We start from the raw sequence: 13,034 nt of genomic DNA on the forward strand, positions 1-13,034 counted from the left end.
CCCGCGTCAGGGCATGTACTGCCCGCCGTTCACTTCGATCACCTGTCCGGTCACGTAGCCCGAAAGCTGCTCCGAGGCCAGATACAGAAAGGCGCCCACGCATTCGTCGGGCGAGCCGATGCGGCCCATGGGGATGGCGGTGCGGAACGATTCGAGCATTGCGGGCGTGGAGAAGCGGTCCTGGAACGGCGTCTGGATGACGCCCGGTGCCACGGCGTTCACGCGGATCTTGTCGCCGACGAGTTCCCGGGCGAGCCCGTGCGTCGCCGTGCTCACGAAGCCCTTGGAGCCCGCATACAGGTAGGCGCCGGGCCCGCCGCCGGTGCGCGCCGCGACCGAAGTCACGTTGATGATGTTGCCGCCGCCGTGCGTGCGCATCAGCGGCACCACCTCGCGCGAGAACGCGAGCACGGAGCGTGCGTTGATGTGCATCACTTCGTCGAACAGCGCATCGTCCAGTTCCGCAATGGGCACGCGCTTCACCAGGCTGCCGGCGTTGTTCACCAGCACGTCGATGCGGCCGAAGCGCGATGCCGTCTGCCTGACGCATTCGCGGATCGCGGCGGTGTCGCGCACGTCGGCCTGCAGCGTGAAGGCGTCGCCGCCGGCCTTGCGGATCGTCTCCGCCACCTGGTTCGCGGCATCGGCCGAGCTGTTGTAGTGCACCGCCACGCACATGCCGCGCGCAGCGAACGCAATCGCCACGGCGGCGCCGATGCCGGTGCTGGCGCCGGTGACGAGCGCAGTCTTGCCCTTGAGGTCTTCCATGGATGTTCCTTTCGAGGTCGGGTGGGTCAGGTCACGGGGGCGGGGTTGAACAGCACCAGCGCGTTGTGCAGCTTCCACTGTTCGGCCCAGGTCTTCTTCCTGCCGCTGGCCACGTCGAGCATCAGGCGAAACAGCTCCCAGCCGATGTCCTCGATGGTGGCGTCGCCGTCGGCGATGCGGCCCGCGTTCACGTCCATCAGGTCGTGCCAGCGGCGCGCGAGGTCGCTGCGCGTGGCCACCTTGATCACCGGCACCTCAGCCAGGCCGTAGGGCGTGCCGCGGCCGGTGGTGAACACGTGCAGGTTCATGCCGGCGGCCAGCTGCAGCGTGCCGCAGATGAAGTCGCTGGCGGGTGTGGCGGCATAGAGCAGGCCCTTCTGCCTGGCCTTCTCGCCCGGCGAGACCACGCCCGAGATCGGCGCGCTGCCGCTCTTGACGATCGAGCCCATGGCCTTCTCGACGATGTTCGAGAGCCCGCCCTTCTTGTTGCCCGGCGTGGTGTTGGCACTGCGGTCGACGCGCCCGCGGTCCAGGTAGGCGTCGTACCAGGCCATCTCGCGGATCATGGCCTCGGCCACGGCCGGGGTGGTGGCGCGCGAGGTGAGCTGGTCGATGCCGTCGCGCACCTCGGTCACTTCCGAGAACATCACGGTGGCGCCGGCGCGCACCAGCAAGTCGGTGCAGAAGCCGACGGCCGGGTTGGCCGTGACGCCCGAGAAGGCATCGCTGCCGCCGCACTGCACGCCGACCACCAGCTCGCTCGCGGGCACGGTCTCGCGCCGACGGGCGTTGAGCCGCTCCAGATGCTCTTCGGCCTGCCGCAGGATCGAGTCGATCATCGACATGAAGCCGACGTGCGCGTCGTCCTGCAGGCACACCACGTCGAGCTTGCTGTCGGCGCTGGTGCCGACGTCGGCCACGTTGCGCTCGTCCACCAGCGCAATGCTGCCCGGCGGCAGCAGGCGCTCGGGCTGCAGCTTCTCGCAGCCCAGGCTGACGACCATCACCTCGCCGCCGAAGTTCGGGTTGAGGCTGATATTGCGCAGCGTGCGGATCGGGATGACCGCATCGGGCGCATCGATGGCCACGCCGCAGCCGTAGCTGTGCGAGAGGCCCACGACGTCGTCGACGTTGGGGTACTTGGGCAGCAGCTCGGCCTTGATGCGCTGCACCGCGAAGTCGACCACGCCCGCCACGCACTGCACGGTCTGCGTGATCGCGAGGATGTTGCGCGTGCCCACCGATCCGTCGAGATTGCGGTAGCCCTCGAAGGTGTAGCCCTCGAGCGGCGGCTGAGCGGGTGGCCGGACGGTGGCGATCGGCAGGCCTTCGAGCTCGCGCGCCGCGGGCATCTTCAGCAGGCGCTCGTGCACCCAGCTGCCGGCCGGGATCGGCTTCAAGGCATAGCCGATCGGCACGTCGTAGCGCCGCACCACGCCGCCTTCGGGAATGTCCTCCAGCGCCACCTTGTGCGCCTGCGGCACCTTGTCGACCAGCGTCAGGCCCGACGCGAGCACGGTGCCGGCGGGCAGGCCGCCGTCGTTGGCAACGATGGCGACGTTGTCGCGCGGATGCATGCTGATGGTGAGTGGCGCTCGGGCGGCGGTGGTCGTGGTCATGGCGGGCAAGAGGTCAGGGAGCGGGACGGCACTCGATCCAGTTCGGGTCCTGGCCGACGTCCAGGGAATGGCACGGCGTCAAGGTGCCGCGGGCCGGGTCGATGGCATAGCTCGTCACGCGGTTGGACAGTTGGCCGGCCGCAAGCAGGAAGCGGCCGTCCGGCGTGATCGAGAACCCGCGGGGCTGCAGCTCCGTGGGCACGTGGCCGATCAACGCCAAGGCGCCATCGGCCGCATCGACCGCAAAGGCGGCAAGCGTGTTCGAGCGCCGCTCACTGGCATACAGGAAGCGCGCATCGGGCGTGAGATGAAGGTCCGACGCCCATGCGCCCTCGGTGAAGCCCGCAGGGAGCGCCGACACCGTGAGGCGCGGCGACAGGCCGCCGGTGCGCGCATCGATGTCGAGCAGCGTGATGGACGCATCGAGTTCGCCGAGCAGGTAGCAGTGCCGGCCGGACGGATGAAAGGCCAGATGCCGTGGGCCGACGCCCGCGGGAAACGCGAGCTGCGCCGGTTCGGCGGGCGAGAGCAGCCCGGCGGCGGCGTCGAAGCGCCAGTGCAGCACGGTGCCGCCGCCGAGGCAGGTCGAATAGACGTGGCCGCTGGCCGGCGCCTGCACGATGCAGTGGGCGTTGTCGCCGGTCGGCAGCACCTGTCGGGCGGCTTGCGGCAGACCGTCTTCGCCGATCGGGCTGACGGCGATCCGGTGGCCGCCGTACGAGGCGCTGAACAGATGGCGCCCCGTTGCATCGGTCGACAGGTAGGCCATGCTGTGGGGCAGGGGCGCCTCGCCGGCGCGCGTGAGCAGGCCGGTGCCGGCGTCGATGGCCAGCGTGACCACCGCCAGCGGCTCCGAGCGGCGCGCCACATGCAGATGGCGCCCGCCGGGCGCGACGGCCATCGGCATCAGCATGCCGCCGAGCTCGACCCGTTGGCGCAGCGCGAGCGCGCCGCTGCGCTCGTCGATGGCAAGCACATCGACCTCGCCGCTGCCGGCGCAGGAAACATAGGCAAGCATCGTCATGCGGGCGTCTTCCTCACAGGCCGAGCAGGCGCGGCAGCCAGAGCGAGAGCGCCGGCACGTAGGTCACCGCGAGCAGCACCAGGAAAAGCGCCGCGAAGAAGGGCGCGCAGGCCCGCGTCACGACACCGATCGGCAGCTTGGCGACGGCGCTGCCGACGAACAGCACGGTGCCCACCGGCGGCGTGATCAGGCCGATGCCGAGGTTGACCATCATGATCATGCCGAAGTGCACCGGGTCGATGCCCAGCAGCTTCACCACCGGCAGCAGGATGGGCGTCAGGATCAGGATCAGCGGCGACATGTCCATCAGCGTGCCGAGAATGATCAGCAGCACGTTGATGAGCGCGAGGATCACGTACTTGTTGTCCGACAGGCCCGTGAGGAAGGCTGTGACCTTCAGCGGGATCTGCATCAGCGTCATCAGGTAGCCGAAGCAGGCCGCGAAGCCGATCAGGATCATCACGATCGTCACCGTCTTGACCGTGCGGTGCACCAGCTTGGGCAGGTCGCGCCAGCGGTAGTCGCGGTAGATGAACATCGTGACGAAGAAGGCCCAGACCACCGCGATCGATGCCGACTCGTTGGCAGTGAACACGCCCGACAGGATGCCGCCCAGGATGATGACCATGGTCATCAGTCCCCACATGGCGTCCGCGCAGATCTTCAGCGCCTGGCGCAGCGGAATGACTTCGCCCTTCGGATAGTTCTCGCGCTTGGCGATGATCAGGCACAGCACCGCGAGCGTGAGCCCCATGAGCAGGCCGGGCACGATGCCCGCGACGAACAGGCTGGCAATGGAGATCGAGCCGCCGGCGGCCAGCGAATAGAGCACCGCGTTGTGGCTCGGCGGAATCAAAATGGCCTGCACCGAGCCGCTGACGGTCACCGCCGTTGCGAACGAGCGCGGATAGCCCTTGCGTTCCATCTCCGGAATCAGCACCGAGCCGATCGATGCAGTGTCGGCCACCGAAGAGCCCGAGATGGCGCCGAAGAAGGTCGAGGCCAGGATGTTCACCAGCGACAGGCCGCCACGGATGAAGCCGACCAGCACGCCCGCAAAAGCGACCAGCCGGCGTGACATGCCGCCCTCGGCCATGATCGCGCCCGCCAGCACGAAGAAGGGGATGGCCAGCAGCGAGAACTTGTTGACGCCGGAGGCGAGCTGAATCATCACGGCGTCGAGCGGGATGTCGATCCAGAACGCACCGATCAGCGATGCCAGGCCCAGACAATAGGCGATCGGCATCCCGATCGCCATGAGCAGGACGAAGCTGCCCAACAAAACCAATGCATCCATCAGGCAGCTTTCTCAGCGTCGGTCAATTCTTCATAGCGCACGATGCCGCGCGCGGCTTGTGACCCGAAGATCATGCGTTCGATCACGAACACCAGCGTGGCGGCACCGCCGATCGGCAGCGCCGCGTAGGTGACGCCGACCGGCAGCCAGCTCAGCTCGCTGATCGACTGGTTCCAGGTTTCCATGCACAGGCGGGTGCCGTAATAGGCGACGAAGCCGCAGATCAGCACCATGAGCAGGTTCACCAGCACCGCCATGGCGCCGCGCAGGGCCGGCGGCAGCGGGTCCGTGAGCATCGTGACGGCGATGTGCGCTCCGGCGCGGTAGGCGGCCGCCGCGCCGATGAAGGTGAAGACCATCATCAGGAGAATCGCAATCGGTTCGGGCCATTGCGAGCCGGTGCCGAGCACGTAACGCGTGAACACGCCCCAGGGAATGATGAGAGACATCAGGAAGATCGCCGTCCCCGCGAGCCAGATGCAGGCAAGGTAGAGGCGATCGCACAGGCGAATGAAGAAGGGGTCCATGTTCGGTTCCAGGCAGGCCCGGCCCGCGGGGCCGGGCGTCCGCTTACTTGGTGGCTTCGATGCGCTTGATCAGGTCGGCAAACTGCGAGCCGTACTTGGCACGCACCGGCGCGGTCGCATCGTAGAAGGGCTTGTTGTCGATCTTGATGAACTCGACGCCCTCGGCCTTGAGCTTGGCCGTGTAGTCGGCCACGCTCTTGTCCCACAGCGCGCGCTGTTCCATTTGGGCTTCGCGCGAGACCTTCTTGACCAGGGCCTGGTCGTCCTTGGACAGCTTGTCCCAGGTGACCTTCGACATCACGAAGATTTCCGGAATGATCAGATGGTTGGTCTGGCTGTAGTACTTGGCGCCGGCCTGGTAGTGGTGGGCGGTGTAGAGCGTGGGCGGATTGTTCTCGGCGCCGTCGACCACGCCGGTCTGGATCGCGGTGAAGACTTCGCCATAGCCCATCGAGATGCCGTTGCCGCCCATGGCGTTCATCGTGTCGACGAACAGCGGGTTGCCCATCATGCGGATCTTCATGCCCTTGAGGTCGGCGGGCGAGCGAACCGGCTTCTTGGTGTAGAGGCTGCGCGAGCCGCCGTCCATCCAGCCCAGGCCGACCAGCTTGGCCGGCGACGCGGTGATCTTGTCGAGCATCTCCTGGCCGATCGGCCCGTCGATCACGGCGCGCATGTGGGCTTCGTCGCGGAACACGAAGGGCATGTTGAACACGTTCACTTCCGGCACCACCGGGCCGATCGGGCCGAGCGAGGTGCGCAGGATGTTGATGGCGCCGACCTGCGTCTGTTCGATCATTTCCTTCTCTCCGCCGAGCACCGAGCCGGGGAACATCTGCAGCTTGATGCGGCCGTTGGTGGCGGCCTCGAGCTTCTTGCCCATGTTTTCCACGGCGACGACGTTGGGGTAGCCGGCCGGATGAACGTCGGCGGCCTTGAGCGTCATGCTCTGGGCGGCAGCGAAGCCGGAAAGGGTAAGGCTGGCCGCCACCGCGATGGCGGAGAAGGCGGCGCGCAACGATTGGATCTGCTTCATGGGTTGTCTCCTGGGGAAGCGGGTGAGGTCGGTCGAACGAAAGAAATCGGGAATGCGGTGGTTCACTCGAACGGCCCCTGCGCCGTGAACGCGCCGCCCTGGTAGATGGCGTTGGGGTCGGTCGGGGCCATGGGCGGCTGCGCCTCGACCTTGTCGCGGAACACTTCGGAACTGTCCTGCGGCACGAAGCCCAGGTGGGCGGCGGCGCTGTTGTCCCACCAGACGTCGCGGTTGTTCGACATGCCGTAGACGATCGTGTGCTTGACGTCGGGCGTGAAGAGCGACTTCTCGATCAGCGCGGTCAGGTCGCGGTAGCTGAGCCAGGTGCTCATCATCCGGCGGTTCAGCGGCTCGGGAAAGGACGAGCCGATGCGGATGCTCACCGTCTCGATGCCCCAGCGGTCGAAGTAGAACTGCGCCATGTCCTCACCGAAGGATTTCGACAGGCCGTAGTAGCCGTCGGGCCGGCGCGCGGCATGGGCGTCGATGTGCTCGGCCTGCTTGTAGAAGCCGATCACGTGGTTGGAGCTGGCGAACACCACGCGCTTCACGCCGTGGCGGCGTGCGGCCTCGTAGACGTTGAAGATGCCCTTGATGTTGGCTTCGAGGATTTCCTCGAAGGGGCGTTCGACTGAGACGCCGCCCAGATGCACGATGGCGTTGCAGCCCTCGACCAGTGCGTGGACCGCGGCCTTGTCCGAAAGATCGCAAGGCATCACTTCCTCATGCACTCCCTCGGAGGGGGAGAGCGCGGCGATGTCGGAAAGGCGCAATATCTCGGCAAAGGGGCGCAGGCGTTCGCGCAATACCTTGCCCAGGCCGCCGGCGGCGCCGGTCAGCAGGATCCGGGGGAGCTTGTTGTTGGAGGCTTGGGGGTGCGTCGACATTTTTGGTGGCGGTGATAAGTTATCTGTTGTCGTACAACTAATGCGGGATTATTATCGTGACCATGGTCCAGACGACTGCGGGTAATCCCTCAATTTCCGACGCCGCGACAGAAGTTGCCGCAGGCGCGCCCTTCGTGGGGCGCCCGCGGCCGCGCGGCCTTGCCCATGGGCTGGTGGAAGATCTGGGCGAGAAGATCCGCAGTCAGTCGCTGCGCCCCGGCGACAAGCTGCCGACCGAGTCGGCCATCATGAAGTCCTTCGGCGTCAGCCGCACCGTTGTGCGCGAGGCGCTGTCGAAACTGCAGGCCGCCGGGCTGGTGGAGACGCACCATGGCGTCGGCACCTTCGTGCTGCAGCCGCGCGCGGCGGGCATGTTCCGGCTCGATTCCGCCGACATCGCCACCTCCGTGGACGTGCTGGCGGTGCTCGAACTGCGCATCAGCCTCGAAACCGAATCCGCAGGGCTGGCCGCCACGCGCCGCACCGAGGAGCACCTGCTCGCCATGCGCCAGGCGCTCGACGATTTCGAGCGCAACGTGGCGGTGGCGGGGGACACCGTGGCGCCGGACTTCCGCTTCCATCTGCAGATCGCCCAGGCCACCGGCAACCCGTATTTCGCGGACATCATGAGCCACCTGGGCACCACGATCATTCCGCGCACGCGCATCACCGCCATCCGCAACTACGACCGGCGCGGCGAGTACCTGAGCCGCGTGAACCGCGAGCACGAAGAGATCTATGCGGCCATTGCGCGCCGCGATCCGGAGTCGGCCCGCGCGGCCATGCGCATCCACCTGACCAACAGCCGCGAGCGGCTGCGCGTGGCACAGGAAGCGGCCCAGCAGGCTGCGGCCAAGACGCCGCCGACTGCGTCCTGAAGGAAATTTCGGGCAGGAGGCTGGACAAGTGTCGTTCTCAGTTGTACGATGACTGACAACACAACCAGCAGGAGACTTGAATGAGCTTGAAACGACGTGACCTGATGCTTGGCGCCCTCTGCGGCGGGGTGCTTGCGGCCGGTGGCGCGCATGCCGCCGACAACTGGCCCTCCAGGCCCGTGCGCATCGTGGTGCCGTACCCGCCCGGTGGTTCGTCCGACATCATTGCCCGCTCCATCAGCCAGCCGCTGTCGGAAGCGCTTGGCCAGCCGGTCATCGTCGACAACAAGCCCGGTGCCAACGGCAACCTGGGCGCCGATTTCGTCGCCAAGTCCAAGCCCGACGGCTACACGCTGCTGCTGTGCGACGTCGGCGCGCTGGCCATCAGCCCCTCGGTCTACACGCGGCTGCCTTTCGACCCCTCGAAGGACCTGCGCGGCGTGACCATGCTGGCCTATTCGCCACACCTGCTGGTGGTGCACCCGTCGGTCCAGGCCAACAACCTGAAGGAACTGGTCGCGCTGTCGAAGAAGTCGGAGATCAATTTTGCCGTGACCGCCACCGGCAGCGCGCCGCACCTGGCCGGCGTGGCGCTCGAGCGCGCCAGCGGCGCGCGCTGGCAGTACGTGCCCTACAAGGGCGGCGTGCAGGCGGTGCAGGATACGGTCGCCGGCCAGACGCAGATCCTGATGAACGGCATGCTGGCCACCCTGCCGCATGTGCAGAGCGGCAAGCTCAAGGTGCTCGGCGTTTCGAAATCGACGCGCATGCCGCTGATCGGCGAAGTGCCCACCATCGCGGAGCAGGGCGTGGCGGGCTTCGAGTCCGGCACCTGGCAGGGCGTGCGGGTTGCCAAGGGCACGCCCGACGCCATCGTGCAGCGCCTCAACAAGGAACTGATCACCGTCATCCGCACGGCCGACATCCGCTCGCGCCTTGCGGGGCAGGGTGCCGAGGTCGTGACCATGGCACCGGCCGAGGAAGAGCAGTTCTTCGGCAAGGAGCGCGCGCGCTGGGCCAAGGTGGTTGCCGACGCCGGCATCAAGCTGGATTAAGTCTCTCCCCCAGTCTGCGCGCACTTCGTGCCGCTTCGCCACCCCCGTTCCGGGGGCACTACCAGCGGCCCGGCGGAGCCGGTTCCGCGGTAGTCCACGAAAAGAACGGATCCATTTTTCAACCCACTCTCATTGGTGTCTCGATGAACCCTCAAGAACTCAAAACCATCATGGGCTCCGGCCTGCTCTCGTTCCCGTTGACCGACTTCGACGCGAACGGCGACTTCAACAAGAAGGGCTACGAGAAGCGTCTCGAGTGGCTCGCCCCCTACGGCGCGAGCGCGCTGTTCGCGGCTGGCGGCACGGGTGAGTTCTTCTCGCTGACCGGCGACGAGTACCCCGGCATCATCCAGACCGCGGTCGACACCTGCCGCGGCGTGGTGCCGATCATTGCCGGCGCCGGCGGCCCCACGCGCTTTGCGATCCAGTGCGCGCAGGCGGCCGAGAAGGCCGGCGCGCACGGCATCCTGCTGCTGCCGCACTACCTGACCGAAGCCGGCCAGGAAGGCCTGGCCGCGCACGTCGAAGCCGTGTGCAAGAGCGTGAAGTTCGGCGTGATCGTCTACAACCGCGCCACCAGCCGCCTCAAGCCCGACACGCTGGCCGGCCTGGCCGAGCGCAATCCGAACCTCGTCGGCTTCAAGGACGGCGTGGGCGACATCGAAGCCATGGTCGCCATCTACCAGAAGATGGGCGACCGCTTCGCCTACCTGGGCGGCCTGCCCACGGCCGAGGTCTATGCCGCGGCCTACAAGGCGATGGGCACGCCGGTGTATTCGTCGGCAGTCTTCAACTTCATCCCGAAGACGGCGATGGATTTCTATCACGCGGTCGCGAACGACGACCTGCCGACGCAGCACCGCCTGCTGAAGAACTTCTTCATGCCTTATCTCGACCTGCGCAACCGCGTGCCGGGCTATGCGGTGAGCATCGTCAAGGCTGGTGCCAAGATCGTCGGCCACGACGCCGGCCCCGTGCGCACGCCGCTCACTGACCTGAAGCCCGCCGAGATGGAACAGCTCAAGGCGCTGATCGACGCGCTCGGCCCGCAGTAAGCGGTCGGGCCGAGAACAACAACAACAACAACGGAGACAAGGCATGTCCATCAAGAAGCTCTTTCTCATTGCCGCATCCGCCGTTCTGTTCACGGGCTGTGCGATGGCGCCCGGGGGCGGCGGCGCATCGGCCGAGCCGGCCGTGGCCGCGGCCGCCGAGCGGCTGCGCCTTGCAATGGTCGATCCCACCGCCGCCGCCCTCGGCGCGCTGGTGGCCGACGACCTGAGCTACGGCCATTCGGGCGGCAAGGTCGACACCAAGGCCAGCTTCATCGGCGACCTGCTCGAGCGCAAGTCCGACTTCGTGAGCATCACGATCACCGACCAGGCCATCAAGGTGGTCGACAACGTTGCGATCGTGCGCCACACGCTCGCGGCCGACACCAACGATTCGGGCAAGCCCGGCAAGGTGGCGCTGAAGATCCTCGGCGTCTGGCAGAAGCAGGGCGGCGAGTGGAAGCTGCTGGCCCGCCAGGCCGTGCGCATTACCTCCTGATCGGAAGCCCGGATGAATAGAAAAGAACTTGTCGCAGCGGGCCTTGCGCTTGCCGCCGCCGCGCTGCTGCCTCTTCATGCCTTGGCCCAAGCCGATGCGTGGCCGCAGCAGAAGCCGGTGACCATCGTGGTGCCGTTCCCTGCCGGCGGTTCCACCGACATGGTGGCGCGTGCCCTGGCGCTGCAATTGCAGGCGAAGCTCGGCGGGAGCTTCGTCGTCGACAACCGGCCGGGCGCCACGGGCACCATCGGCACGGGACAGGTCAAGCGCGCGGCGCCCGACGGCTACACGCTGCTGGTGTCTTCGCTCGGTGCCTTCGTCGTCACGCCGCACCTGCAGAAGAGCGTGCCCTATGACGCCACCAAGGACTTCGACTACATCAGCGTGCCCGTGCAGGCGCCCAACGTGCTGGTGGCCAATGCCGCGCGACCCGAACGCACCGTGGCCGACGTGCTGACATTGCTGCGCAAGACCCCGGGCAAGGTCTCGTTCGCGAGTTCGGGCAACGGCTCGTCCGACCATCTGTCGGCCGAACTGTTCTGGCAGCAGAGCAAGACCGAAGGCGTGCATGTGCCCTACAAGGGCGGTGCCCCGGCCATCAACGATCTGCTCGGCAGCCAGGTCGATTTTTCGTTCCAGAACGTGAATGCCGTGCTGCCTCACGTCCGCGCGGGCAAGCTGCGCGCCCTTGCCGTCACCGGCGACAAGCGCTCGCCCGTGCTGCCCGATGTACCTACGCTGGCCGAGGCCGGTGTGCAGGGGGCGGAGGTCTATTCGTGGCAAGGCATGGCTGCGCCGAAGGGCCTGCCGCCCGCCACGAAGAAGAAGCTCAGCGACGCGGTGGTTGCCGCCATGCAGGACCCGGAGACGAAGAAGCGCATGCTCGACCAGGGCCTGGAAATCGTCGCCAGCACCCCCGAAGAATTCACCGCCTTCCAGTTGCGCGAGTGGACGCGCTGGAAGACATTGATCGACACTCGCCACATCACCGCAGATTGAGGCACCGAGCCCGAAAATGACAAATTCCGAATCCGCTTCCAAAGTCGTGTCCGGCGCGCCCGTGGTCACCGGCATGCGCGTGGTGCCCGTCGCGGGCCACGACAGCATGCTGATGAACCTGAGCGGCGCGCACGGCCCGTTCTTCACGCGCAACCTGCTGATCCTGACCGACAGCGCGGGCCACACCGGCGTCGGCGAAGTGCCGGGCGGCGAGAAGATCCGCCAGACGCTCGAAGATGCGCGCGGCCTCATCGTGGGCCAGCCCATCGGCCGCCACAACGCGATGCTCAACAGCCTGCGCAGCGCCTTCGCCAACCGCGACAGCGGCGGCCGCGGCCAGCAGACCTTCGACCTGCGCGTGACCATCCATGCGGTCACCGCCGTCGAGGCGGCGCTGCTCGACCTGCTGGGCCAGTTCCTCGAAGTGCCCGTGGCGGCACTGCTTGGCGAAGGCCAGCAGCGCGATGCCGTGCAGATGCTCGGCTACCTCTTCTACGTGGGCGACCGCACCAAGACCGACCTGCCGTACGAGAGCGATCCCGGTGCCGACAACGACTGGTTCCGCCTGCGCCATGAAGAAGCGATGACGCCCGAAGCCATCGTGCGCCTGGCGGAGGCCACGCACGCGCGCTACGGCTTCACCGACTTCAAGCTCAAGGGCGGCGTGCTGCGCGGCGAAGAAGAGGTGGAAGCCATCCGCGCGCTGCACGAGCGCTTTCCCAAGGCGCGCGTCACGCTCGACCCCAACGGCGGCTGGCTCCTGCAGGACGCGATCCGCCTGTGCCGCGACCTGCATGGCGTCATGGCCTATGCCGAAGACCCCTGCGGCGCCGAAGGCGTGTTCTCGGGCCGCGAGGTGATGGCCGAGTTCCGCCGCGCCACCGGCCTGCCGACCGCCACCAACATGGTCGCCACCGACTGGCGCGAGATGGTGCACAGCCTCTCGCTGCAGTCGGTCGACATTCCGCTGGCCGATCCGCATTTCTGGACCCTGCAGGGCTCGGTGCGCGTGGCGCAGCTGTGCCAGGCCTGGGGCCTGACCTGGGGCTCGCATTCGAACAACCACTTCGATGTGTCGCTGGCCATGTTCACGCACGTGGCGGCGGCCGCGCCGGGCAAGGTCACGGCGATCGACACGCACTGGATCTGGCAGGACGGCCAGCGCCTGACGAAGGCGCCGCTGCAGATCGAAGGCGGCTTCGTGAAGGTGCCGACGCGCGGTGGCCTGGGCGTGGAACTCGACATGGACGAGGTCGAGAAGGCGCACCAGCTGTACCTGAAGCACGGCCTCGGCGCGCGCAACGATGCGCAGGCGATGCAATACTTGATCCCGGGGTGGACTTTCGACAACAAAAAACCATGCATGGTGCGTTGAAGGTTTAGTCTCCCGTTT

13 protein-coding genes are annotated in these 13,034 nt (G+C 67.0%); 6 read left to right on the forward strand and 7 right to left on the reverse strand.

The features are described 5' to 3' along the window. Positions 1-6 precede the first annotated feature (6 nt). From VAPA_RS08915 to VAPA_RS08945, 7 genes are all read right to left on the reverse strand, one after another. On the reverse strand, positions 7-768 hold the full coding sequence (locus tag VAPA_RS08915; protein WP_021006442.1) for an SDR family NAD(P)-dependent oxidoreductase: 762 nt from the start codon (positions 766-768) through the stop codon (positions 7-9). A 26-nt stretch (positions 769-794) separates the two neighbouring features. Beyond that, a complete protein-coding gene (gene garD, locus VAPA_RS08920) occupies positions 795-2,387 on the reverse strand; it encodes a galactarate dehydratase (protein WP_021006443.1) in 1,593 nt (530 codons plus the stop codon). Between the two features lie 13 nt (positions 2,388-2,400). Then, a complete protein-coding gene (locus VAPA_RS08925) occupies positions 2,401-3,411 on the reverse strand; it encodes a lactonase family protein (RefSeq protein ID WP_021006444.1) in 1,011 nt (336 codons plus the stop codon). A 13-nt stretch (positions 3,412-3,424) separates the two neighbouring features. Further along, entirely contained in the window at positions 3,425-4,708 is a 1,284-nt protein-coding gene (locus VAPA_RS08930) for a TRAP transporter large permease (RefSeq protein ID WP_021006445.1), read from the reverse strand. Next, on the reverse strand, positions 4,708-5,235 hold the full coding sequence (locus tag VAPA_RS08935; RefSeq protein WP_021006446.1) for a TRAP transporter small permease: 528 nt from the start codon (positions 5,233-5,235) through the stop codon (positions 4,708-4,710). Before VAPA_RS08935 ends, VAPA_RS08930 begins: the two co-directional genes overlap by 1 nt. A 43-nt stretch (positions 5,236-5,278) precedes the next feature. Continuing rightward, the gene (locus VAPA_RS08940; RefSeq protein ID WP_021006447.1) at positions 5,279-6,271 is read right to left on the reverse strand and encodes a TRAP transporter substrate-binding protein; all 993 of its coding nucleotides are present in this window, start codon (positions 6,269-6,271) and stop codon (positions 5,279-5,281) included. Between the two features lie 62 nt (positions 6,272-6,333). Continuing rightward, positions 6,334-7,158 (reverse strand): NAD-dependent epimerase/dehydratase family protein, encoded by an 825-nt coding sequence (locus tag VAPA_RS08945; RefSeq protein WP_021006448.1) that lies wholly within the window; start codon positions 7,156-7,158, stop codon positions 6,334-6,336. A 62-nt stretch (positions 7,159-7,220) separates the two neighbouring features. Between VAPA_RS08945 and VAPA_RS08950 the strand changes: the two genes are divergently transcribed. From VAPA_RS08950 to gudD, 6 genes are all read left to right on the forward strand, one after another. Then, positions 7,221-8,036 carry a FadR/GntR family transcriptional regulator gene (locus tag VAPA_RS08950; protein WP_021006449.1) on the forward strand — a complete coding sequence of 272 codons (816 nt, stop codon included), beginning with the start codon at positions 7,221-7,223 and terminating at the stop codon, positions 8,034-8,036. Between the two features lie 80 nt (positions 8,037-8,116). Next, complete coding sequence (locus VAPA_RS08955; protein WP_021006450.1) at positions 8,117-9,091, forward strand: Bug family tripartite tricarboxylate transporter substrate binding protein; 975 nt, start codon at positions 8,117-8,119, stop codon at positions 9,089-9,091. 143 nt (positions 9,092-9,234) lie between these two features. Next, the gene (gene kdgD, locus VAPA_RS08960) at positions 9,235-10,146 is read left to right on the forward strand and encodes a 5-dehydro-4-deoxyglucarate dehydratase (RefSeq protein WP_021006451.1); all 912 of its coding nucleotides are present in this window, start codon (positions 9,235-9,237) and stop codon (positions 10,144-10,146) included. 43 nt (positions 10,147-10,189) lie between these two features. Beyond that, positions 10,190-10,642 (forward strand): nuclear transport factor 2 family protein, encoded by a 453-nt coding sequence (locus tag VAPA_RS08965; RefSeq protein WP_021006452.1) that lies wholly within the window; start codon positions 10,190-10,192, stop codon positions 10,640-10,642. A 12-nt stretch (positions 10,643-10,654) separates the two neighbouring features. Then, positions 10,655-11,641, forward strand: coding sequence for a Bug family tripartite tricarboxylate transporter substrate binding protein (locus tag VAPA_RS08970; protein ID WP_021006453.1), 987 nt, complete (start codon positions 10,655-10,657; stop codon positions 11,639-11,641). Between the two features lie 16 nt (positions 11,642-11,657). Beyond that, complete coding sequence (gene gudD, locus VAPA_RS08975) at positions 11,658-13,016, forward strand: glucarate dehydratase (protein WP_021006454.1); 1,359 nt, start codon at positions 11,658-11,660, stop codon at positions 13,014-13,016. Positions 13,017-13,034: the final 18 nt, after the last annotated feature.

It is taken from the genome of Variovorax paradoxus B4, assembly GCF_000463015.1.
In the GTDB taxonomy this organism is placed as follows: domain Bacteria; phylum Pseudomonadota; class Gammaproteobacteria; order Burkholderiales; family Burkholderiaceae_C; genus Variovorax; species Variovorax paradoxus_E.